Below are 21,213 nucleotides of genomic sequence, written 5' to 3' on the forward strand. Positions count from 1 at the left end.
TGCGCGTAGTGGGTTCGGGGTAAAGAGCCCTTGGCATACCCCGGTGCGCGGACCGTGCGGACGGTCCGGGCGCCGGTAACCCGGTCCGGATCACGACTACTTGGAGGTGAGCCGCCGTGGCACTCTCGATTTCGGCGGTGGTGCTGCTGGCGATCATCGTCTTCTTGCTCGTCAAGAAGTCCGGACTGAAGGCCGCGCATGCGTTCGTCTGCATGCTGCTGGGCTTCTATCTCGCCGGCTCGTCCATCGCCCCGACGATCAAGCAGCTGACGACGAACGTCGCCGGCATGCTCGGCAACATCAAGTTCTGACCCCCTCGGGACCCGGCCCGTCCGTCCCGTGCGCGCCCCCGGCGGGGCCGTACGGGCGGCGGCCGGGCTCGCCTGCGAACGGCGGACCGGGCGGCTCGTAGGCTGTCGGCATGACCGACCGGCCAGCCCCCTCCACGCCACCGTCCGCCACGGGCGCCGCCCCGCGCCCCGTCCCGTCGCGCCGGCTGCTGCTGGTGCACGCGCACCCCGACGACGAGTCGATCAACAACGGTGTCACCATGGCCCGGTACGCGGCCGAGGGCGCCCACGTCACGCTGGTGACCTGCACGCGCGGCGAGGAGGGCGAGGTCATCCCGCCCGGGCTCGCCCACCTCGCGCCGGACCGTGACGACGCCCTGGGGCCGTACCGCGTCGGCGAGCTGGCCGACGCGATGGCCGCCCTGGGCGTCGGCGACCACCGCTTCCTCGGCGGACCGGGCCGCTACCGCGACTCCGGGATGATGGGCGCCCCGCAGAACGAGCGGCCCGACTGCTTCTGGCAGGCCCCGCTGGACGAGGCGGCCGGTGAGCTGGTCGCCGTGATCCGGGAGGTCCGGCCGCAGGTGCTGGTCACCTATGACCCGAACGGCGGGTACGGCCACCCCGACCACATCCAGGCGCACCGGGTGGCGATGCGCGGCGCGGAGCTGGCCGCGGACGCCGGCTTCCGGCCCGAGCTGGGCGGCGCGCACGAGATCGCCAAGATTTACTGGAACTGCAACCCCCGTTCCGTGGTGGAGGAGGGATTCGAGCGGCTGCGCGCGGCCGCTCACCCCTTCCCCGGCATCGCCTCCGCCGACGACGTGCCCGGAGTGGTGCCGGACGCCGAGGTCACGGCGTCCGTCACCGGCGGCCGCGCCGCCGCGGAGGCCAAGACCGCGGCGATGCGCGCGCACCACACCCAGATCGCGGTCGACGGACCGTTCTTCGCGCTCTCCAACGACCTGGGCCAGCCGCTGTTCGCCGTCGAGCACTACCGGCTGGTGCACGGCGTGGCGGGCGCGGCGGACGGTGCGCGCGAGGACGATCTCTTCGCCGGCACCGGCGAAACGGCGGGCGGCGGACAGCACGGCAACCGGATCGAGGAGGCGGCGCGATGAGCGGCGAGAGCGACGGCAAGGCCGCCGGCAGGGGGAACGGCGCGGCGGGCGCCGGCAAGGGAGCGCGCTCCCGGGCGGGCTCGGGCGCGTCCGCGGTGGCGGCCCCGGTGCCGGACGCCGGCGTCCCCCCGCTCACCGGCGGCCGGGCGGGCACCTACGCGCTGCTGCTGGTCACCGGAGTCCTGGTCGCGCTCGCCGGCACGCTGGTGCAAGCGGCCTGGTTCCCCGGCGGGTTGCTGCTGGCGCTCGGCGGGGTCGGCGCGCTGTTCTACGGGGGCGGCCGGGCGACCGGTACCCCGGCGGGCGTGCTGGTGCCCGGCGCGGCCTGGCTGGTGACGGTGTTCCTGCTGCTCAGCGATGTCCGGCCGGAAGGCGACTTCCTCTTCGGCGCCGGGCTCGGTTCGTACCTCTTCCTGCTGGGCGGGATCCTGGCCGCTGTGATCTGCGCCACCGCCGCCCAGATGCGGGTGGCGGGCGTCCGGCACGGCCGAGTTGGCGGATGACGTGGTGGATACCGGGACGGATGCCACGCCCGGCGGGGTGAACACACCGGGTACCGGGGGTCCGCCCGTGGTGGCGGTGTTCGTACGCTCCCCGGGTGGCCGCCCGCGGCGGACAGTATGGTGGTGCGCGCCGTCGCGCCGCCCTGGGGGCACCTCCCGGCCTGTGGCCGGGGATCATCTCTGACGAGCGGCGGAGCCAACCGGGAGAACCTGCTTTGAGTCGTGAATCTGACAGTTCGTCCTCCGGCCCCCAGGGCCGTGGCGGAGCCGCGTACCCGTCAGGGACGCCGCCGTACGGCTCGCCCAGGGGAGACGCCGACGAGGCGCCGGCGCCCGGTGCCCCGGACCGGCCGGAGGAGCCCAAGACCGAGACCACGCTGACGACGCGGATCAAGATCAATATTCCGGGGTCACGCCCCATCCCGCCGGTCGTCGTGCGCAAGCCCGTCGGTGAGGAGTCCGGCATGAACGGATCGGCTGGATCCGGCGGTTCCGCCGGCTCCCGGGGAACGCCCCGCCCCGCGCGCGGCGCCGAGCGCGACGCGGAGCGGACGGCGAACACCCCGCGTCCCGAGGCTCCGGCTGAGGAGGCCCCCGCGGCCGGCCGGCCCGAGAAGACCAGCGACTGGTTCGCGCCGCGCAAGCCGCAGGCCGGCTCCGGCGGCCAGTCCTCGACGACCGGCTCCCACCCGGCGCCGCCCGCCCCGGGCGGTGCGACCCCGCCGCACGGCACGCCGGGCGCCACCCCGCAGCAGCGCCCCGACCTGCCGTACTTCTCCGACGGTCCGGCCCCGCAGGACGGCCCGGCGCCGGAGGGCGCCCCGCCGTTCGACGGCGGCGCCCGCACCGGCGGCGGCGCCCCGTTCGAGGGCGGCCGGCCGGGCGGCGCCTCGCCGTTCGACGGCGCGTCCGGCGGCGGCTCGCCCTTCGACACCCCCGCGGGCCCCGCCCGTGACCACACCCCGTTCGACGCCCCGGGCGGCCCCAGCGGGCCGACGACCGGTCCGGCGCGCGGCAGTTCCTCGCTGAACCTGCCGCCCGGCTTCAGCGACCCGGGCACCGGCGGCACGCCCCGGATCGACGACACCGCCGAACTCACCCCGCAGCCGCCGGCACCGCTCGCCGGTCCGGGCAGCGGCCTCGGCGGCGGCATCACCGGCGGACTGCCCGGCGGCCCCACGGACCGGCGCGGCGGGAGCGGCCCGCAGGCCGGCACGTCCGGCGGCCACGACCGGGTCTCCGGTGACACGCTGGTCAGCGGCATCCCGAAGACCCCCGGCGCGGACGGCCCGTCGTCCCCGTCGCCGTTCCCGGCCGGTCCGGCCGGTGAGGGCGACAGTGCGGCGCCCAAGCCGCGGCCCAAGATCCCCGAGCCGATCAACCCGCCCAAGAAGGGCCGCAGCAAGCTCGTTCTGCTGGGTGTCGCCGTCGTGGTCCTGGCCGGTGTCGCCTACGGCGCGGGCCTGCTGCTCGACCACGCCGACGTGCCCAACGGCACCACCGCGCTCGGCGTGGACATCGGCGGCACCAGCAAGGAAGACGCGGTGAAGAAGCTGGAGGCGGAGCTGAAGGGCCGCCGCAGCCAGCCGATCGAACTCACCGTCGACGGCAAGTCCGAGACCCTCCAGCCCGCCCGGGCCGGTCTGGACATCGACCCGCAGGCCACGGTCCGCAGGGCGGCCGGCCGGGACTACAACCCGGTCTCCGTCATCGGCTCGCTGTTCGGCGTGCACCGCACCGCCGAGCCGGCCGTGCTCGTCGACGACGAGAAGCTGCAGATCGCGCTGGAGAACGCCGCCGGTCCCGGGGGAGCCGCCGCGGACGGCGGGATCACCTTCGAGAACGGCAAGGCGGTGCCGCACTACGGTGTGGCGCACAAGGCCATCGATGTGAAGGCGTCCAAGAAGAAGGTCGCCGACGCCTACCGCCGGCGCGCCACGACCGGCACCGACGCCCCGGTGGTGCTGGCCGCCGGCACCCAGCGGCCGCAGGTCACCAAGGCGGCGGTGGACCGGGCGCTGAAGCAGTTCGCCGAGCCCGCGATGTCCGGTCTGGTGACGGTCCGTACGGACGCCGCGCACACGGTCTCCTTCAGCCCGCAGAAGTCGATCCCGAAGTTCCTGTCCTTCAAGATCGTCAACGGTGCTCTGGTCCCGTACTACGACCGTCCGGCGCTCAAGGCCCTCTACGGCGACACCTTCAACGGCGTCGAGGTGACCAAGGGCGACGGCTCCCAGCACCCGGTCAGCGTCGAGGAGGTGGCGAGCGCGGTCGGCAGGGCGCTGCTCGGCACCACCCCGTCCGAGCGGATCCAGACCATCGCCACCGACGGCAGCTGACCGCGCGGCGACGGACCGCAGGCACGAGGCCCCCCAGGGCGCGCTCCCGGCTCACCGGGAACGTCCCCCAGGGGGCCTCCCCCATGACAGATGTCACGCCACAGTGCGGACACCCGGCACTGCCGGGCGCGGCGCGCGTCCCGGAAGCTGGGGGGTATGACGACCACAGCGACCACCACAGCCGCCACCGCGCAGGGCGCGGAGCGGTCCCCCGTGGTCAGCTTCCGGCAGGTCACCAAGAGCTATGGCGCGGTGCGCGCGGTGGCCGACCTCGATCTGGAGCTGTACCCGGGCGAGACCGTCGCCCTCCTCGGGCCCAACGGCGCGGGCAAGTCCTCCACGCTCGACCTGCTCCTGGGGCTGCGCACCCCCGACGCCGGCGGCGTCACCCTCTTCGGCACGAGCCCGCAGCGCGCCATCGAGCAGGGCAGGGTCGGCGCGATGCTCCAGAGCGGCGGCCTGATGGAGGGCGTCAAGGTCAGGGAACTGGTCAAGCTCGCCCGCGACCTGCACCCGCGCGGCTACCCGCTCGACGAGATCCTGACCGCGGCCGGCATCACCGACATCGCCGACCGCATGGTCGACAAGCTCTCCGGCGGCCAGGAGCAGCGGGTGCGCTTCGCGCTGGCCACCGCCGGCGCGGGCGACCTGATCGTGCTGGACGAGCCGACCACCGGCATGGACGTCTCCGCCCGGCAGGCCTTCTGGGGCGCCATGCGCGGCCAGGCCCGGCAGGGCCGCACGGTCCTCTTCGCGACCCACTACCTCGAAGAGGCCGACGAGGTCGCCGACCGGGTGATCGTGCTGCACCGCGGCCGGGTGCTGGCCGACGGCACCGCCGCCGAGATCAAGGCCCGGGCCGGCGCCCGCCGGATCGCCTTCGACCTCGATGAGTCGGTCGACCGCGAGGCGCTCGGGGCCCTGCCGTCCCTGACCTCGCTGGAGATCTCGGGCCGCACGGTCCGCATCCAGTCCCGGGACGCCGACGCCACCGTCCACGCCCTCTACGGCCTCGGCTGCTACCCCCACAACCTCGAAGTCTCCGGCCTCGGCCTGGAGCAGGCATTCATCGCCCTCACCACGGCGTCCGACGCGGGCACCACCGGCCCGGCCGGACAGGAAGGCAGGGCCGGCCGATGACCACCCTGATCAAGCTGGAGATCATCCGCGCCCTGCGCAACAAGAAGTTCATGTTCTTCTCGGTGATCTACCCGCCGGTGCTCTACCTGATCATCGCGGGCGGCGCGGACAGCAAGCCGATCCCCGGCATGCAGCTGAACATGGGGCTCTACTTCATGGTGTCCATGGCAGCATTCGGTGCCATGACCGCCGTCCTGCTGGGCAACAGCGAGCGCATCGCCAAGGAGCGCGAGAACGGCTGGGTGCGCCAGCTGCGGCTGACGGCGCTGCCCGGACGCGGCTACGTGGCCGCCAAGATGGCTGCCGCCGCGACCGTCAGCCTGCCGTCGATCCTGCTGGTCCTGCTGGTCGCCGCGGTGGTCAAGGGCGTGCGGCTGGAGGCCTGGCAGTGGTTCGCCATCGCGGCCGGCACCTGGCTCGGCAGCTTCGTCTTCGCCGCCCTGGGCGTGGCCATCGGCTACCTGGCCACCGGCGACGCGGTGCGCCCGATCGCGATGCTGTGCTACTTCGGCCTGGCGTTCCTGGGTGGCCTGTGGATGCCGCTGACGTTCCTGCCGCAGTGGGCGCAGAATGTCGCGGAGTGGCTGCCGACGCACGCGTACGCGGCGCTGGGCACCGCCGTCGAGGCCGGCGGCGCCCCGCACCTGAAGGACATGGCCATCCTGGCGGGCTATCTGCTGGTCTTCGCCGGCGGCGCGGCCTGGCTGTACCGCAAGGACACCCGGAAGGCATGAGACGCGGACGATGAAGAGTGAGCCCTGGGCCCAGAACCCCATGATGATGGGGCAGGCCGCCCGCACCCGCCGCCAGGCGATCGGCAAGACGGCCTGGGTCGGCATCTGGCTGCTGTATCTCGCCGGGCCGGTCGGCGAGACGCTGCGGCCCGGCGCCCCGCTGTCCGAGCAGGTCTGGGGCGGCCTGGGGCTCACGCTCTTCGTGCTCAGCTACCTCCTGCTGATCTTCCGGCACATGTGGCGCAGGACCACCCGCCCACTGGTCTACGGCCTGCTGGGCGTCATGCTGGGGCTGTCGGCCGGACTGTCCTGGGCGCTGGACGGCTCGTGGCTGGTGCTGTTCATCTTCACCAGCGTCAGCTCGGCGGTGGTGCTGCCCTGGAAGCAGTCCCGGTGGACGATCCCGCTGCTGACCGTGCTGCTGCTGCTCATCGGCGCGCGCTATCCGGAGCTGCACGGCTACTACCTCTTCGCCTACGGCCTGCCCGCGCTGGGCAGCGGCTTCATGATGGTCGGGGTGCAGCACCTGATCCACACCACCGCGGAGCTGCGCCTGGCCCGCCAGGAGGTGGCCCGCCTGGCCGCCAACGACGAGCGGCTGCGGCTCGCCCGCGATCTGCACGACCTGCTGGGCCACTCCCTCTCGCTGATCACGCTCAAGAGCGAACTGGCCGGCCGGATGCTGCCCGCCCGGCCCGAGGACGCCGCCCGGCAGGTCGCCGACATCGAGCAGGTCAGCCGGCAGGCGCTGGTCGATGTGCGCGAGGCGGTCACCGGCTACCGCAAGCCCCGGCTCGCCGTCGAGCTGGCCGCCGCCCGGGCCGCGCTGCGCACCGCGGGGATCGAGCTGAGCGCCGACCCGGCGCTGGAGGGCGAGTACCGCGGGCTCGCCGCCGACGAGGAGGGCGCGCTGGCCTGGGCGCTGCGCGAGGCCACCACCAACGTCCTGCGGCACAGCGGGGCACGCCGCTGCGAGCTGCTGCTCTCCGAGGAGTGGGAGGCCGACGAGCGCCGCTACCTGCGCCTGACGGTGCTCGACGACGGCGCGGGCCCGCCCCGCGCCCAGCACGACGGCAACGGGCTCAGCGGCCTGCGCGAGCGCATCGCGCTGGCCGGCGGCCGGCTGGAGACCGGCCCCGCCCCGCGCGGAGGCGGCTTCGCGCTGCGCGCCTGCGTCCCGCTGGGCACCCCCGCCGCCCGCCCCGGCGTCCCGGCCCCCGCCGCCGCATCGAAGCCCGTGACCGGCCCCGCCGCCGACGGCCCGGTGCCCGGCCCGGTCGCGCCGTCTCCCCGCGCGTAACCGGCGCCGCGGTCCCCCACCCGTACGGCTTAAGGTGGCCCGCATGATCCGACTGCTGCTGGCGGAGGACCAGTCGATGGTCCGCGAGGCGCTGGCCGCGCTGCTGTCCCTGGAGGACGATCTCGACGTCGTCGCCCAGGCGGCCCGCGGGGACGAGGTGGTCCCGGCAGCGCGGGAGCACTCCGTGGACGTCGCCCTCCTGGACATCGAGATGCCCGGCCTCAGCGGACTGGACGCCGCGGCCGCGCTGCGCAGCGCCTGCCCCGGCGTCAAGATCGTCATCCTGACCACCTTCGGCCGCCCCGGCTATCTGCGCCGCGCCATGGAGGCAGGCGCCGACGCCTTCCTCGTCAAGGACGCCCCCGCGGCCCGGCTCGCCGAGGCGGTACGGCGCGTGCTGCGCGGCGAGCGGGTCATCGACCCGGTGCTGGCGGCGGCCGCGCTCGCCGACGGGGCCAGCCCGCTGACCGAACGGGAGCGGGAGGTCCTGGGGGCCGCCGCCGACGGCGTCACCAACGCCGAGATCGCCGACGCGCTCCACCTCTCCCAGGGCACGGTCCGCAACTACCTGTCCCTGGCCATCCAGAAGACCGGTGCCCGCAACCGCGCCGAGGCCGTCCGCACCGCCCGCGACAAGGGCTGGCTGTAGGAGGGTTCCGCCCCGGGGCCGGCGGACGCCCGCCCCGCCGTCCCGGTGCGCGGGCGGGCGGCGTATCGCAGGCTGGAAGTGTTATGCCAGCCGACCGAGGCACGGACAGCAGCCGCTGGACCGTCGTGTTCATGATCCTTGTGATCGTCGTCGTCACCACCCTGGATGCGACGACCGGCCCGGAGCTGCACATCTCAGCCTTCGTGGGCATCGTCCCGCTGTACGCCGCGCTGCGCTGCTCGTTTCGCCGGACGCTGCTGGTGGCCACCGTCTTCGTGGTGTGCCTGACGTTCGTCGACATCTTCACCGTGCCCGACTGGATACCGGCCACCCGCGTGGTGGGCGTCTTCGGCTCCTTCCTGGTCGCCCTGTTCTCCCTGGTGCTGTGCCGCACCCGGCTCCAGCGGGAGGCGCTGCACGCCCGGACGTCCCTGGTGGCCGACACCGTGCAGCGGGCGATGCTGCGCGAGCTGCCGCTCAGCGCGGGCCCGGTCGAGGCGTACGGCTTCTACGTCTCCGCCCAGGAGGGGGCCCGGGTCGGCGGCGACATCTACGAGGCCATCGACACCCCGCACGGGCTGCGGCTGATGATCGGCGACGTCCAGGGCAAGGGCATGCCGGCGATCGGCGCGGGCATCGAGGTGCTGGCGTCCTTCCGCGAGGCCGCGCAGTACCTGGACTCGCTGGAGTCGGTCGCCGGACGGATGGAGCAGGCGCTGGCCCGCTACAACGCCCGCTCGGCCGAGCAGGGCGCCGACGAGCGCTTCGTCACCGCGCTGCTGATGGAGGTGCGCAGCGTGCCCGGCCGGATCCAGGGCCGGGTGCTCTCCTGCGGCCACATCCCGTACTACCTGGTGCGCCACGGCGAGGTCCACGAGCGCCGCGACGGCGAGGGCGGCCTGCCGCTGGGCCTGGGCACGCTCGGCCACGAGCCGCGCCACGGCGTGCGGATCCACCCCGACCCCGACGACTGGATCGTGCTGTGCACCGACGGGGTGACCGAGGCGCGCGGCGAGGACGGCGAGTTCTACCCGCTGGAGGAGCGGCTGGCCGGGTGGACGCATCTGGAGCCGGCCGAACTGGCCCGCACGCTCCGCGCCGACCTGGAGTCCTTCACCCACGGCGACCTCAAGGACGACGCCACGGTCCTGGTCGTCCGCCGTACCCCCACAGCCGCTCAGTTGAGCATGGCGCGCGCCGCCGCGGCCTGACGCCGGATCGCCTTCGCCCCGGCGGGCTCGACGGCCTCCACGACCCGCGCGTACTCCTCCAGCTCGGCCGCGCCCGCGAGGAACTCCCCGCGCTCGACGAGCAGTTGGGCCCGCTCGTGGCGCAGCCGCGCCGGATGGCTCGGCAGCAGCAGCGACAGCTCCAGCGCCCACAGCTGCACCGCGCCGTGCTCCGGCCGGGCCCGGGCCCAGGCCCGGATGTTGTTGAGCACCCGCAGCACGATCTCCAGGGGCCCGGCGGGCGCCGTCATCCGCCGGCTCAGCCGCTCCCCGGTCGCGCCCGCGACCAGCAGCGCGGTGTCCTCCTCGGTCAGCGGCCGGCCGCCCCCGAACGGATCGGCCAGCACATGCGCGCCCAGGGGGTCGCCGAAGCCGACGACGAAGTGGCCGGGCAGCGCCACCCCGTACACGGGCGCGCCGGCCCGCCGGGCGACCTCCATCCACACCACCGACAGCAGGATCGGCAGCCCGCGGCGGCGCCGCAGCACCTCGTGCAGCAGCGAGGACTCCAGCCGTCGGTAGTCGGCGGGCGAGCCGCCGAAGCCGTGCCGGGTGCCCAGCAGCTGCGCGAGGTTGCGGGCCCAGGCCTCCGGCCCGCCGACGGGCGCGTACGGGAGCAGCCCGGCCAGCCGGTCCAGTTCGATCTGGGCCTCGTCGATGCCCGCCTCGTCCAGCGCGGGGTCGGCCTCGGCGGCGATCAGCAGGCACAGCAGGGCCAGATCGGGCCGCTCGGCGCGCGCGGCCTGGGCGAACTGCCGCCGCCGCGCCGCGCGGGCGCCGTCCGCGTCGGGCCGGGGTTCCTGGGGCACGGGAGGGCCGCCCTTCAGCGCGCGGCGCCCGGCAGCGCCCGCCGGTAGTGGTAGCCGTGGTGGTCGGTGAAGCCGAGCCGGTCGTAGAACCCGAGGGCGCCGGTGTTGTCCGCCTCGACCTGGAGGTACGCGGCCGAGGCGCCCTCGGCGAGGGCCCGTTCGGCGAGCGCCGCCATCACCAGGGTGGCCAGCCCCTGCCGCCGGGCGTCCGGCGCCACCTCGACCGCGGAGAAGCCCGCCCAGCGCCCGTCGACGGCCAGCCGCCCGATCGCCGCCGGCCGGCCGTCCGGGCCGTGCGCCGTCGCGCACCACACCGAGGGGCCGCCGGTCAGCACCCGCAGCACGTCCCCGGCCACCCGGCCGCCGGGGCCGTCCTCGCCGGTCCGGTTGTACAGGGCCAGCCAGTCCGCGTCCGGCTCCCGGGACAGGGTGACGGCGGCGGGCGCGTTCCCGGCGGGGGCCGGGGGAGCGTCGGCGAGCGGGGCCAGCGGCGCGATCCGCATCCTGGTGTGCCGCTCCTGGGCCCAGCCGCGCTCCACGAGCCGCGCGGTCAGCTCCGCGTCGGCCTCCGCACGCCCGGTGGCGACCGTGATCGCCGGCGACAGTCCGCGGGCGCCGTACCAATCGGCGATCCGCTCCAGCGCCGTCTCCAGCGGGACGCCGGGGGCGCCGAGCGGCAGCACGGAATTGGCGCGGCGGGTGAAGCCCCCCGAGGCGCGCAGCGTCCACTCCCCGAGACGTTCGGTCTCGACGGCGGGCCAGCCGCGGGCCGCGACCTCCTGGAGTTCCCGGGCGGTGGCCGCGGGCGTCCGGCGGCGGGCCGGGGCGGCGGGCACCACCTTGGCCGCGACCAGGGAGGACTCCGCGATCCGGGCGCACTCGCCGCTGCGCCGTGTGATGCTCAGCACACCTTCGTTCCAGGATGTGAGCACCCCGACCGCGTCGGTGTACCTCTGCGCCCCCTCCCCGTCCCCGGTCAGACGCCGGACGGATACCCTTTTGCCCACGTCAGCACGGGTGATGCGCACCTCCCCGCGGCCACCGGCCAGGAATTCCATCGCTCAAACCGCCCCTCTTGTTCGTCTCGCGCCCGGGAACGGAGATACTAGATGGCGGGCATCGACGACGCCGCGCTCCCGCGCGCCCAGCGGCGGTACTGCCAATCGGTCCGCCGGCCCTACCGAGGAGGAACGACAGCGTGACCTACGTCATCGCGCAGCCTTGTGTCGACGTCAAGGACAAGGCGTGCATCGAGGAGTGCCCGGTCGACTGCATCTACGAGGGCTCCCGGTCCTTGTACATCCACCCGGACGAATGCGTCGACTGTGGCGCCTGTGAGCCGGTGTGCCCGGTCGAGGCGATCTTCTACGAGGACGACACTCCCGAGGAGTGGAAGGACTACTACAAGGCGAATGTGGAGTTCTTCGACGAGCTCGGCTCGCCCGGTGGCGCCAGCAAGCTCGGCCTGATCGAGCGCGACCACCCCTTCATCGCGGCCCTGCCGCCGCAGAACCAGTAACGAATCCAGGGCCAAGGGGGAGCCGCCCGCTCCCTCTTGCTTCCCGGTTCGTCAGCGGTCGCACGGCGCCGCCCGGTCCCGTACGGCCCGTTCCGTACGGGACCGTGGCATGTCCGCCGGGTCCGAGCACCACCAGAAAGAGAGCACCGTGGGCGCACCCTCCACTCCCCGGCCCGTCTCCCACCACCCTTCCGGGGAGTCGCTCCGCGAACGGCTCCCGGCCTTCCCCTGGGACCGGCTGGAGCCGTACAAGGCCACCGCCGCCGCGCACGCCGACGGCATCGTCGACCTCTCCGTCGGCACCCCGGTCGACCCGGTCCCCGCGCTGGTGCAGCAGGCGCTGACCGCGGCGGCCGACAGCCCGGGCTACCCCACCGTGTGGGGCACCGCCGCGCTGCGCGACGCGCTCACCGGCTGGGCCGCGGACCGCCTCGGCGCCACGGGGCTGGACCACACCCATGTGCTGCCCGTCGTCGGCTCCAAGGAGCTGGTGGCCTGGCTGCCCACCCATCTGGGCCTGGGCCCCGGCGACAAGGTCGGCTACCCCCGCCTGGCCTATCCGACGTACGAGGTCGGGGCCCGCCTGGCCGGCGCCGAACCGGTCGTCTACGACGACCCCTGCGCCCTCGACCCCGACGGCCTGAAGCTGCTCTGGCTGAACTCGCCGTCCAACCCCACCGGCCGGGTGCTCGGCGCCGACGAGCTGCGCCGCACCGTCGCCTGGGCACGCGAGCACGGCGTCCTGGTCGTCAGCGACGAGTGCTACCTCGAACTGGGCTGGGAGGCCGACCCGGTCTCCGTGCTGCACCCGGACGTCTGCGGCGGCTCCACCGACGGCCTGGTCGCGGTGCACTCGCTGTCCAAGCGCTCCAACCTCGCCGGCTACCGCTCCGCCTTCCTCGTCGGCGATCCCGCGGTCCTCGGCGATCTGCTCCAGATCCGCAAGCACGGCGGCATGATGATCGCCGCGCCGGTCCAGGCCGCCACCGTCGCCGCGCTGGGCGACACCGCCCACGTCGACGAGCAGCGCGCCCGCTACGCCCGCCGCCGGGCCGCGCTGCGCGGCGCGTTCGAGGCCGCGGGCTTCCGCATCGAGCACAGCGAGGCCTCGCTCTACCTGTGGGCCACCCGTGACGAGCCCTGCTGGGACACCGTCGCCGCGCTCGCCGACCGCGGCATCCTCGTCGCCCCCGGCGAGTTCTACGGCACCGCGGGGGAGCGCTTCGTACGGATCGCCTTCACCGCCACCGATGAGCGGGTGGACGCCGCGGTGCGCCGCCTGGCGCCGTGAGCCGCCGGCGCGCATGACCACGCGCAGGGGCCCGGGGAGCGTCAACTCCCCGGGCCCCTGCGCGTGCCGCGGGCCGATCGCGGTCAGCGGCCGCCGAGCGGCAGACCGCCGAGCAGGCCCTGGGCGGGGCCGAGCAGGCCGCGGGACGAGCCGATCAGGCCCTTGGCCGCGTCGAGCGGCAGCGAGTTGGTGGAGACGCCGTGCGCGGCGATCGGGCGGACCAGGGCCTCGGCCTTGTCCGCGGCGCCCTGGGTGAGCGGCATGGCCTTCTTCACGGCCGGTGCGGCGGTCTCGACGAGCGCCGGGGCGAGCTTGGTGGCCGCCTTGCTGCCGGCCTCGTTGACCAGGCCGACACCGTGGTGCGCGGTGCGGTCGAGGGTGGCGCTGGTGTTCTTGGACTCCAGGGGCGCCGTCAGCCCGCCCAGGTCGGGCGTCTTGGCGGGCAGTTCCACGGCGCTCGCGGAACCGGCCGCAGCGACCACGGGAGCGGCACCCGCTGCAACGAGCAGGGCGGCTCGGGCGATCCGACGCGTAACGGGGAGGGACATGGTGCTCCTTTTACGGAGAAGGACTCGGACTTCTGACAGATGTGCCATGTCCGCCGGGCGGACGCACTGACTACCGCTTCAGAACCCCGAAGGTTGCGGTGAACTCCGGTAAAGAGTTGGTAACGCGTCACATAATCGGCCCTGGATAAAGGCGGGCAATATGTGCACGGACAAAGGCTCCGCGGAAACGTCACGGCCCTTTGGGTGCAAGGCAATTGACGGCACTCGGGAAAGGGTTCTCGCCAACTTCCGTGCACACAAAGGGAATTGACGTCGGTACCCCTTTCGGGGGACCGGGCAAACTATTGCGCGGTGATGATACGAACGTCGTGTGCCGCCGCCGGGGAGACCGCCGGCTTCACCTGCCAGCCCTTCCCGGAATCGGCCGCACGCCACGTCCGGCCGGCGTAAGAGATCTGTTCGATGCGCAGCTCGGCGGAGTGCGCCATGGCCCACGTCGCCAGCTCCCAGCCGCGCCGCGGGGCCTCGCCCGCTCCCGGCCCGGACTGCCGCACCGGTATCGTCACCCCGCGCCCCTGACCGGCCGCCCCGCCGGCGGTCGCGGCCGCCCCCGGGAGTACCTCCCGGCCGAACTCCCGCACCAGCTTCTCGCGTACCTGTGCGGCGCCGCCCGCCTGCGCGTTCACCGGCCCGCTCTCGGTGCAGGTCATGGCGTCCCGATAACGCCCCGTGAGTGCCCCGGTCAGCCGCGCGGCATTCGCCTCGTGCTTGGCGTAGGCCTGCGGAAAGCCGCTGTGCTGCACCTTCTGGGCGGCGACGGTCAGCGGCAGCCGGGAATACCCGGGCACCTTCTCCAGATGCCGGTAGAACTCCCCGGCCGCGTACACCGGATCCATGATCTGCTGCACGGTGCCCCAGTCCTGCGAGGGCCGCTGCTGGAAGAGTCCGACCGAGTCCCGGTCGCCGAATTCGATGTTGCGCAGCCCCGACTCCTGCATCGCGGTCGCCAGCGCGATGGTCACCGCCCGCTCCGGCAGCCCGCGCGAGGACGCCACCGCCGAGATCGTCGCGGCGTTCGCTGCCTGCTCGGGCGACAGCTCGTAGTCGTCGGAGCCGTCCTCGGCGCGCACCGTGCAGTGCGGCGCCCCCGGGCCGCCGGTGACGTACTGCACCACGAGATAGCCGACCAGCCCCAGCAGCACGGCCACGGCTGCGGCGATGCGCCACCTGCGGGCACGGAACGGCGAGGACGAGGGCGAGGCGGACACGGGCCCACCGTACTGGAGTGCTCCGGATAGGGTCGGATCCATGGAGCACACCGGACAGCATCCCGCCCTCGACCTGTCGCTCGACGCCGCCGAGCTCACCGCGCGGCTGGTCGACTTCCCCTCCGAGAGCGGCAACGAGAAGGACCTGGCCGACGCCGTCGAGCACGCCCTGCGCGCCCTGCCGCACCTGACCGTCGACCGGTTCGGCAACAACATCGTGGCCCGCACCCGGCTCGGCCGCGACGAGCGGGTGGTGCTCGCCGGACACCTCGACACCGTGCCCATCGCCGGCAACGTGCCCTCCCGGCTCGACGAGGACGGCTTCCTGTGGGGCTGCGGGACCAGCGACATGAAGTCCGGCGTCGCCGTCCAGCTGCGGGTGGCCGCCACGGTCCCCGCGCCCAACCGCGACCTGACCTTCGTCTTCTACGACAACGAGGAGGTCGCCGCCCACCTCAACGGCCTCGGCCACGTCGCGAAGGCCCACCCCGACTGGCTCGCCGGTGACTTCGCCGTCCTCCTGGAGTCCTCCGACGGCGAGGTGGAGGGCGGCTGCCAGGGCACCCTGCGCGTCCTGCTGCGCACCACCGGTGAGCGCGCCCACTCCGCCCGCGGCTGGATGGGCGCCAACGCAATCCACGCCGCCGCCCCGATCCTGGCGAAGCTCGCCGCGTACGAGCCGCGCCACCCGGTCATCGACGGCCTGGAGTACCGCGAGGGCCTCAACGCCGTGCGCGTCGAGGGCGGCGTCGCCAACAACGTCATCCCGGACGCCTGCACGGTCACCGTGAACTTCCGCTACGCCCCGGACCGCACCCCCGAGGAGGCGGTGGCCCATGTGCGGGAGGTCTTCGCGGACTGTCCCGTGGACGAGTTCGTCATCGACGACCACTCCCCGGGCGCGCTGCCCGGACTGTCCCACCCGGCGGCCAAGGCGTTCATGGAGGCCGTCGGCGGCAGCGCCCGCCCCAAGTTCGGCTGGACCGACGTCTCCCGCTTCAGCGCGCTGGGAGTCCCGGCCGTCAACTACGGCCCCGGCAACCCGCTGCTCGCGCACAAGAGGGACGAGCGGGTCGCCACCGAGCGCATCCTGCACTGCGAGGAGCGGCTGCGCGCCTGGCTGACCGCCTGACCTCGGCGGGCCGGGCCGCCGACCGTTCCCCTCCGCCCCGAATTCCCCTGCACTTCACCTCGGCGGATCTAGGCTGAAACGGCACACGTACTGCCAGCGGAGGGAGCACGACATGGCCAGTCCCGAGGGAGCACCGGTCCCCGAGGAGCAGCGGCTGGGCCCCGTACTGCGCCGCCAGGAGCAGGTGCAGGCCGGCACCACCGACCAGCGGCTGCTGGACTCCGAAGGCCCGTCCGAGTGGGTGCACACCGACCCCTGGCGCGTGATGCGCATCCAGTCGGAGTTCGTCGAGGGCTTCGGCGCGCTGGCCGAGCTGGGCCCGGCCGTCAGCGTCTTCGGCTCGGCCCGCACCCCGCGGGACGCCAAGGAGTACGACGCCGGGGTCCGGCTCGGGCGGGCCCTGGTGGAGGCCGGGTTCGCGGTGATCACCGGCGGTGGCCCGGGCGCCATGGAGGCCGCCAACAAGGGCGCCAACGAGGCCGGTGGCACCTCCGTCGGGCTGGGCATCGAGCTGCCCTTCGAGCAGGGCATGAACGACTATGTGAACCTCGGCGTCGACTTCCGGTACTTCTTCGTCCGCAAGACGTGTTTTGTGAAGTACGCCCGCGGGTTCGTGGTGCTGCCCGGCGGGCTGGGCACCCTCGACGAACTCTTCGAGGCGCTCACCCTCGTCCAGACCCGCAAGGTCACCCGCTTCCCGATCGTGCTGTTCGGCACGGCCTACTGGGGCGGGCTGGTCGACTGGCTGCGCGACACCCTCATCGCCCAGGGCAAGGCGTCGATGCACGATCTGGAGCTCTTCCACCTCAGCGACGACGTGGACGAGACGGTCTCGCTGGTGACCAAGGAGGTCGGCATCTAGGGGGTGTCGTCCGGATCAGGCCAGGCCCCGGCGGGCGACCGCCGGGGGCCGGTGGCCGGCGATCGAGGCCACCATGTCCAGCACCTGACGGGTCTCGGCGACCTCGTGGACGCGGTAGACCCGCGCGCCCAGCCAGGCCGAGACGGCGGTCGTCGCCAGGGTGCCGAGCACCCGCTCCTTGACCGGCCGGTCGAGGGTCTCGCCGACGAAGTCCTTGTTGGACAACGACACCAGCACCGGCCAGCCGGTCTCCGTCATCTCGCCCAGCCGCCGGGTCGCCTCCAGGCTGTGCCGGGTGTTCTTGCCGAAGTCGTGCCCCGGGTCGATCATGACCGCGTCCCGCCGGACACCCAACGCGACGGCCCGTTCGGCCAGTTCACACGTCACCCGCAGGATGTCCGCCATCACGTCGTCATAGGTGACGCGGTGCGGGCGGGTACGCGGCTCGGCGCCGCCCGCGTGCGTGCACACCAGGCCCGCACCGTGGCGCGCCGCCACCTCCGCGAGCTTCGGATCGACGCCGCCCCAGGCGTCGTTGAGCAGATCCGCGCCGGCCTCGCAGACCGCCTCGCCGACCTCGTGGCGCCAGGTGTCGACGCTGATCACCACGTCCGGGAAGCGCTTGCGCACCTCGGCCACGAACCCGACCGTGCGGCGGGCCTCCTCCTCGGCGGTGACCTCCTCGCCGGGACCGGCCTTGACCCCGCCGATGTCGATGATCGCGGCGCCGTCGGCCACGGCCTGCTCCACGCGGGCCAGCGCGGGCTCGTCACGGAACGTGGCGCCCTGGTCGTAGAACGAGTCCGGCGTCCGGTTGACGATGGCCATGATCACCGGCTCGTGCGCCCCGAACTCGCGATTCCCCAGCCGCAGCATTCCCTGACTCCCTCTCCGTGGTCCGGGGGCGACCCTAACTGTCACACCCGCATGGCACGATCAGTGCAGGCACATAGTCCGGGGAGTTGGTCGTGTTCTGGTTCTTGCTGATCGCGATGGTCGTGGTGGTGGGCGCGGTCACGCTCGTGGTCGTCGGCGGGGGTGACGGCGGCGGGCTGCGGGATGCCGAGCCGGACCGGCTGCACGACCCGCTGCCGCAGGACCGCCCGCTGGGCCGCGCCGATGTGGAGGCCGTCCGCTTCCCGGTGACCGTGCGTGGCTATGTGATGAACGACGTCGACGACGCCCTGGACCGCCTGGGCGCCGAGCTGGCCGAGCGCGACGCCCGGATCGCCGAGCTGGAGGCGGCGCTCGCCGGGGCGCACGCCTCCGCGATGGGCGGCCCGGGGCTGATACAGGACGGCCCGCCCGTCCTGGGACCGGAGCAGGCGCCGCGGGAGGACACCGGCGGCGGGAAGGCCGTGGACGGGCCCGGCGCCCCCGCGGCCCCGGAAGGCGAGGAGCGGACATGAGCGGAGTGGTGCGCGAACCGGACGGCGTGCCGCGCTGCCCGTGGGGCATGGAGTCGCCGCAGATGGCCGACTACCGTGACTATCACGACACCGAATGGGGCCGCCCGGTCCACGGCGACGACGCCCTCTTCGAGCGGATGACCCTGGAGGCGTTCCAGTCCGGGCTCTCGTGGCTGACGATCCTGCGCCGCCGCACCGGCTTCCGCGCCGCGTTCGCCGGCTTCCGCATCCCGGAGGTCGCGCGGTTCACGGACGCCGACGCCGAGCGGCTGCTCGCCGACCCCGGCATCATCCGCAATCGCGCCAAGATCGCCGCGACGCTCGCCAACGCCAAGGTCGCCGCCGCACTGGCCCCCGGCGAACTCGACGGCCTGATCTGGTCCTACGCCCCCGACCGGGCCGCCCGGCCGGTGCCGCGCACCGTCGCCGAGGTGCCGCCGGTGACCCCGGAGTCGACGGCGCTCGCCAAGGACCTCAAGAAGCGCGGCTTCCGCTTCGTCGGCCCCACCACCGCGTACGCGATGATGCAGGCGTGCGGCCTGGTCAACGACCATCTGGCGGACTGCCATGTCCGCCGGGCCGTGGAGACCGCGGCCCGCTGACCGGGGCCCGGCGGGCGGCGCCGGGCCGGGCACCGCGGAGCCGGGACCGGCCGGCGGGGGGAGCGGCCGGGAGCCGCCCCGGCGGCGGCCGGGGTCAGCGCCCCAGGAAGACCGGCTTCTCCTTGTTCACGAAGGCCTCGACCGCGATCCGGTGGTCCTCCGACGCCCCGGCGCGGCCCTGCAGCTCGTCCTCCTTGGCGAGCGTCTCGGTGAGCGAGTGCCCCGCCCCGTAGGCCAGCGACTCCTTCAGCGCCGCATAGGCCGCGGTCGGGCCCTGCGCCAGCCGCCGGGCGACGGCCGCGGCCTGCTCGGCCAGCTCCGCGGCCGGCACGACCCGGTTGGCGATGCCCAGGTCCAAGGCCTCCTGGGCGCTGATGTTGCGGGGGAAGAGCAGCAGGTCGACAGCCCGGCCCTGGCCGATCAGCCGGGGCAGCGTCCAGGACATCCCGGAGTCGGCGGTCAGCGCGACGCCCGCGAAGGAGGTGTTGAACGACGCCGAGTCGGCGACGACGCGGTAGTCCGCGGCCATCGCGAAGCCCGCACCGGCACCCGCCGCGACCCCGTTCACGCCCGCGACCACGGGCTTGGGCATCCCGGCCAGCGCCGTCACGATGGGGTTGTAGTGCTCACGCACGGTGTTCATGGTGGCGCCGGAGCCGGTGGCCCGGTCCTCGGCCAGCAGGCCGATGTGCTCCTTGAGGTCCTGCCCGACACAGAAGGCGCGCCCGGTGGCGGTCAGCAGAACGGCCCGGACGGCCGGATCGGCGGCGGCCTCCTCCAGGGTGTCCCGCAGCAGGACCTTCGCCTCGATGTTCAGCGCGTTCATCGCGTCGGGGCGGTTGAGCGTGATCGTCGCCAGCCCGTCGGTCACGTCATAGAGCACGGTGTCGGCCATAGTGGGAGTCCCCTCCGTCGCGGCTCGGACTGCGCGGCAGCGGCAGTCAGCGCTCAGGATGCCGGAGATCATCGGGCCCCGGCATGTGACGTACATCAAAGAATGCGGGCGCGCCGGGGGACGGCGGTCGGCGAAGTATCGCAGCCCGCTCACCGAATTGAGGGGGTTTGAGGAGTGCGTTGCCGAAGGGATGCTGTCCGATGTTGGTCATCGGGTCGTTCGATGCGGGATAATGGCCTGGAAGCAATGTGTTCGATGCCGGTGACACGCGCCTATCCGGGCCGTCGGCTGAGATGAGCTGGTTTCAGGAAGGGGAACGAGCATGGCGGCCATGAAGCCGCGGACGGGCGACGGCCCGCTCGAGGTGACCAAGGAGGGGCGGGGCATCGTCATGCGCGTTCCGCTCGAAGGCGGCGGGCGGCTCGTCGTCGAGCTGACCCCCGACGAAGCCAAGGCCCTGGGTGAGGCCCTGGACAAGGTCACCGTCTGACAAGGGCGGCGCAACCGGCGGTTTCCCGGGGCTGACCCCGGTATCCCCAGCCGACAAACCCCGGCCCCGGCATGCGGCGCGCACATTCTGCGCGCCGCATGCCGGGGCCGTTTGCGTCTCCCGTGCTCCTCGGATTCCGTGCCCGCCCCGCGTCCCGGGACTTTTCACCCCACGGGGGTGACGGCGTCAGCCGCGTTTGACCGCGCAGAGCAGTCCGTCGCCCACCGGCAGCAGCGCCGGCACCAGCGCCGCGCTCTCCCGGACGGCCCGCAGCAGCTCCCGCAGCCGCAGCACCTCCGCGGGCTGCACCGCCGAGTCGACCGTACGGCCGTCCGCGAAGACGCCCTCGAAGCAGACCAGGCCCCCGGGGCGCAGCAGACGCAACGATTCAGCGAGGTACTCCAGGTACTCCAGCAGGTCGCCGTCGCAGAAGACGAGGTCGTAGCCGCCGTCCGCGAGGCGGGGCAGGACGTCCAGGGCGCGGCCGGGGATGAAGCGGGCGCGGTTGCCGGCGAAGCCCGCGGCGCGGAACGCCTGCTTGGCGCACGCCTGCCGCTCGGGTTCGAGGTCCACGGTGGTCAGCACCCCGTCGGGGCGCATGCCGTGCAGCAGATGGATGCCCGACACGCCCGTGCCGGTGCCGATCTCGGCGACGGCCTTGGCGTCCGCGGCGGCGGCGAGCAGGCGCAGGGCCGCGCCGGTGCCGCTGGTCACCGTACGGATGCCGGCCTCCTGCGCACGGTCACGTGCCCAGGTCAGGGCGGCCTCGGCGGCCTCGTCGATGGTCCCGGCGCCGTACGCCTCGGCGAATGCCAAGATCGTCTGCCGGTTGCCGGTAATGGCCCTCTCCTGTCCCCGTAGTTGACGCAACCGTGACTGTATCCGCTGCATGCGGGAACTCGCAGATGGGACCGGGCGTTGAAGAGGGGTGGACGGAGGACGGGGGGACGCACCGGTGAAGACCGCGCGAGACACGGGGCAAGGCCAGAAGCAGGACCAAATGCAGGTCAAAACTGCTTATCCGGAGCTAACGGGCGAGGTGGATATGGTAGGGGCTCTACTGGACACCACCAGAGCCACCAGGGGAGGTGCGGCTGCGACGGGGGACCGTCGAGTGCTGAG

At 73.7% G+C, this 21,213-nt stretch carries 23 protein-coding genes; 16 read left to right on the forward strand and 7 right to left on the reverse strand.

Annotation, left to right across the window (positions count from 1 at the left end; all coding sequences use genetic code 11):
- Window positions 1-116: 116 nt before the first annotated feature.
- From ACQP17_RS23650 to ACQP17_RS23690, 9 genes are all read left to right on the forward strand, one after another.
- Window positions 117-311, forward strand: coding sequence for a hypothetical protein (locus tag ACQP17_RS23650; RefSeq protein WP_129248201.1), 195 nt, complete (start codon window positions 117-119; stop codon window positions 309-311).
- A 110-nt stretch (window positions 312-421) separates the two neighbouring features.
- The gene (gene mshB, locus ACQP17_RS23655; RefSeq protein ID WP_433858083.1) at window positions 422-1,411 is read left to right on the forward strand and encodes an N-acetyl-1-D-myo-inositol-2-amino-2-deoxy-alpha-D-glucopyranoside deacetylase; all 990 of its coding nucleotides are present in this window, start codon (window positions 422-424) and stop codon (window positions 1,409-1,411) included.
- The gene (locus ACQP17_RS23660) at window positions 1,408-1,914 is read left to right on the forward strand and encodes a DUF6113 family protein (RefSeq protein WP_433858084.1); all 507 of its coding nucleotides are present in this window, start codon (window positions 1,408-1,410) and stop codon (window positions 1,912-1,914) included. Before mshB ends, ACQP17_RS23660 begins: the two co-directional genes overlap by 4 nt.
- Before the next feature lie 215 nt (window positions 1,915-2,129).
- A complete protein-coding gene (locus ACQP17_RS23665) occupies window positions 2,130-4,253 on the forward strand; it encodes a hypothetical protein (protein ID WP_433858085.1) in 2,124 nt (707 codons plus the stop codon).
- A 156-nt stretch (window positions 4,254-4,409) separates the two neighbouring features.
- Window positions 4,410-5,393, forward strand: coding sequence for an ABC transporter ATP-binding protein (locus tag ACQP17_RS23670; RefSeq protein ID WP_433858086.1), 984 nt, complete (start codon window positions 4,410-4,412; stop codon window positions 5,391-5,393).
- Window positions 5,390-6,127, forward strand: coding sequence for an ABC transporter permease (locus ACQP17_RS23675; RefSeq protein ID WP_364875123.1), 738 nt, complete (start codon window positions 5,390-5,392; stop codon window positions 6,125-6,127). The genes ACQP17_RS23670 and ACQP17_RS23675 overlap by 4 nt, the downstream gene beginning before the upstream one ends.
- Before the next feature lie 10 nt (window positions 6,128-6,137).
- Window positions 6,138-7,427 (forward strand): sensor histidine kinase, encoded by a 1,290-nt coding sequence (locus ACQP17_RS23680; protein WP_433858087.1) that lies wholly within the window; start codon window positions 6,138-6,140, stop codon window positions 7,425-7,427.
- A 43-nt stretch (window positions 7,428-7,470) separates the two neighbouring features.
- On the forward strand, window positions 7,471-8,076 hold the full coding sequence (locus ACQP17_RS23685; RefSeq protein WP_433858088.1) for a response regulator: 606 nt from the start codon (window positions 7,471-7,473) through the stop codon (window positions 8,074-8,076).
- Between the two features lie 83 nt (window positions 8,077-8,159).
- A complete protein-coding gene (locus tag ACQP17_RS23690; protein ID WP_433858089.1) occupies window positions 8,160-9,287 on the forward strand; it encodes a PP2C family protein-serine/threonine phosphatase in 1,128 nt (375 codons plus the stop codon).
- Here ACQP17_RS23690 and ACQP17_RS23695 read toward each other — a convergent pair.
- Together ACQP17_RS23695 and ACQP17_RS23700 are read right to left on the reverse strand one after the other, a co-directional pair.
- Window positions 9,254-10,114, reverse strand: a complete 861-nt coding sequence (locus ACQP17_RS23695; protein ID WP_433858090.1) for a transglutaminase-like domain-containing protein — start codon at window positions 10,112-10,114, stop codon at window positions 9,254-9,256. The genes ACQP17_RS23690 and ACQP17_RS23695 overlap by 34 nt on opposite strands.
- Before the next feature lie 14 nt (window positions 10,115-10,128).
- Window positions 10,129-11,172: a GNAT family N-acetyltransferase gene (locus ACQP17_RS23700; RefSeq protein WP_433858091.1), complete on the reverse strand. Its 1,044-nt coding sequence runs from the start codon at window positions 11,170-11,172 to the stop codon at window positions 10,129-10,131.
- A gap of 140 nt (window positions 11,173-11,312) precedes the next feature.
- Between ACQP17_RS23700 and fdxA the strand changes: the two genes are divergently transcribed.
- Together fdxA and dapC are read left to right on the forward strand one after the other, a co-directional pair.
- Window positions 11,313-11,633 (forward strand): ferredoxin, encoded by a 321-nt coding sequence (fdxA, locus tag ACQP17_RS23705; protein WP_018089397.1) that lies wholly within the window; start codon window positions 11,313-11,315, stop codon window positions 11,631-11,633.
- A 148-nt stretch (window positions 11,634-11,781) separates the two neighbouring features.
- Complete coding sequence (dapC, locus tag ACQP17_RS23710; protein WP_433858092.1) at window positions 11,782-12,924, forward strand: succinyldiaminopimelate transaminase; 1,143 nt, start codon at window positions 11,782-11,784, stop codon at window positions 12,922-12,924.
- Window positions 12,925-13,007: 83 nt separating this feature from the next.
- Here the strand turns inward: dapC and ACQP17_RS23715 are convergent, their stop codons facing one another.
- Window positions 13,008-13,472: an ATP-binding protein gene (locus ACQP17_RS23715; protein WP_433858093.1), complete on the reverse strand. Its 465-nt coding sequence runs from the start codon at window positions 13,470-13,472 to the stop codon at window positions 13,008-13,010.
- Between the two features lie 302 nt (window positions 13,473-13,774).
- A complete protein-coding gene (locus ACQP17_RS23720; protein ID WP_433858094.1) occupies window positions 13,775-14,701 on the reverse strand; it encodes a heavy metal transporter in 927 nt (308 codons plus the stop codon).
- Window positions 14,702-14,741: 40 nt separating this feature from the next.
- Between ACQP17_RS23720 and dapE the strand changes: the two genes are divergently transcribed.
- On the forward strand, window positions 14,742-15,833 hold the full coding sequence (gene dapE / locus ACQP17_RS23725; RefSeq protein WP_433858095.1) for a succinyl-diaminopimelate desuccinylase: 1,092 nt from the start codon (window positions 14,742-14,744) through the stop codon (window positions 15,831-15,833).
- A 112-nt stretch (window positions 15,834-15,945) separates the two neighbouring features.
- On the forward strand, window positions 15,946-16,695 hold the full coding sequence (locus ACQP17_RS23730) for a TIGR00730 family Rossman fold protein (protein ID WP_364875142.1): 750 nt from the start codon (window positions 15,946-15,948) through the stop codon (window positions 16,693-16,695).
- 15 nt (window positions 16,696-16,710) lie between these two features.
- Here ACQP17_RS23730 and folP read toward each other — a convergent pair whose 3' ends face one another.
- Window positions 16,711-17,571, reverse strand: a complete 861-nt coding sequence (gene folP, locus ACQP17_RS23735) for a dihydropteroate synthase (protein WP_364875144.1) — start codon at window positions 17,569-17,571, stop codon at window positions 16,711-16,713.
- A 92-nt stretch (window positions 17,572-17,663) separates the two neighbouring features.
- On the opposite strand from folP, the gene ACQP17_RS23740 reads away from it, so the two are divergent.
- Together ACQP17_RS23740 and ACQP17_RS23745 are read left to right on the forward strand one after the other, a co-directional pair.
- Window positions 17,664-18,104, forward strand: coding sequence for a DivIVA domain-containing protein (locus tag ACQP17_RS23740; RefSeq protein ID WP_433858096.1), 441 nt, complete (start codon window positions 17,664-17,666; stop codon window positions 18,102-18,104).
- Window positions 18,101-18,706, forward strand: coding sequence for a DNA-3-methyladenine glycosylase I (locus ACQP17_RS23745; RefSeq protein WP_364875148.1), 606 nt, complete (start codon window positions 18,101-18,103; stop codon window positions 18,704-18,706). The genes ACQP17_RS23740 and ACQP17_RS23745 overlap by 4 nt, the downstream gene beginning before the upstream one ends.
- A gap of 94 nt (window positions 18,707-18,800) precedes the next feature.
- On the opposite strand, the gene ACQP17_RS23750 is transcribed toward ACQP17_RS23745, so the two are convergent.
- Complete coding sequence (locus ACQP17_RS23750) at window positions 18,801-19,601, reverse strand: enoyl-CoA hydratase/isomerase family protein (RefSeq protein WP_433858097.1); 801 nt, start codon at window positions 19,599-19,601, stop codon at window positions 18,801-18,803.
- A 322-nt stretch (window positions 19,602-19,923) separates the two neighbouring features.
- Between ACQP17_RS23750 and ACQP17_RS23755 the strand changes: the two genes are divergently transcribed.
- Complete coding sequence (locus ACQP17_RS23755) at window positions 19,924-20,091, forward strand: DUF3117 domain-containing protein (protein WP_006603288.1); 168 nt, start codon at window positions 19,924-19,926, stop codon at window positions 20,089-20,091.
- Between the two features lie 186 nt (window positions 20,092-20,277).
- Here ACQP17_RS23755 and ACQP17_RS23760 read toward each other — a convergent pair whose 3' ends face one another.
- Entirely contained in the window at window positions 20,278-20,961 is a 684-nt protein-coding gene (locus tag ACQP17_RS23760; RefSeq protein ID WP_433859991.1) for an O-methyltransferase, read from the reverse strand.
- Window positions 20,962-21,213 lie beyond the last annotated feature (252 nt).

It is taken from the genome of Streptomyces kronopolitis, assembly GCF_050953795.1.
Taxonomy (GTDB): Bacteria; Actinomycetota; Actinomycetes; order Streptomycetales; family Streptomycetaceae; genus Streptomyces; species Streptomyces kronopolitis_A.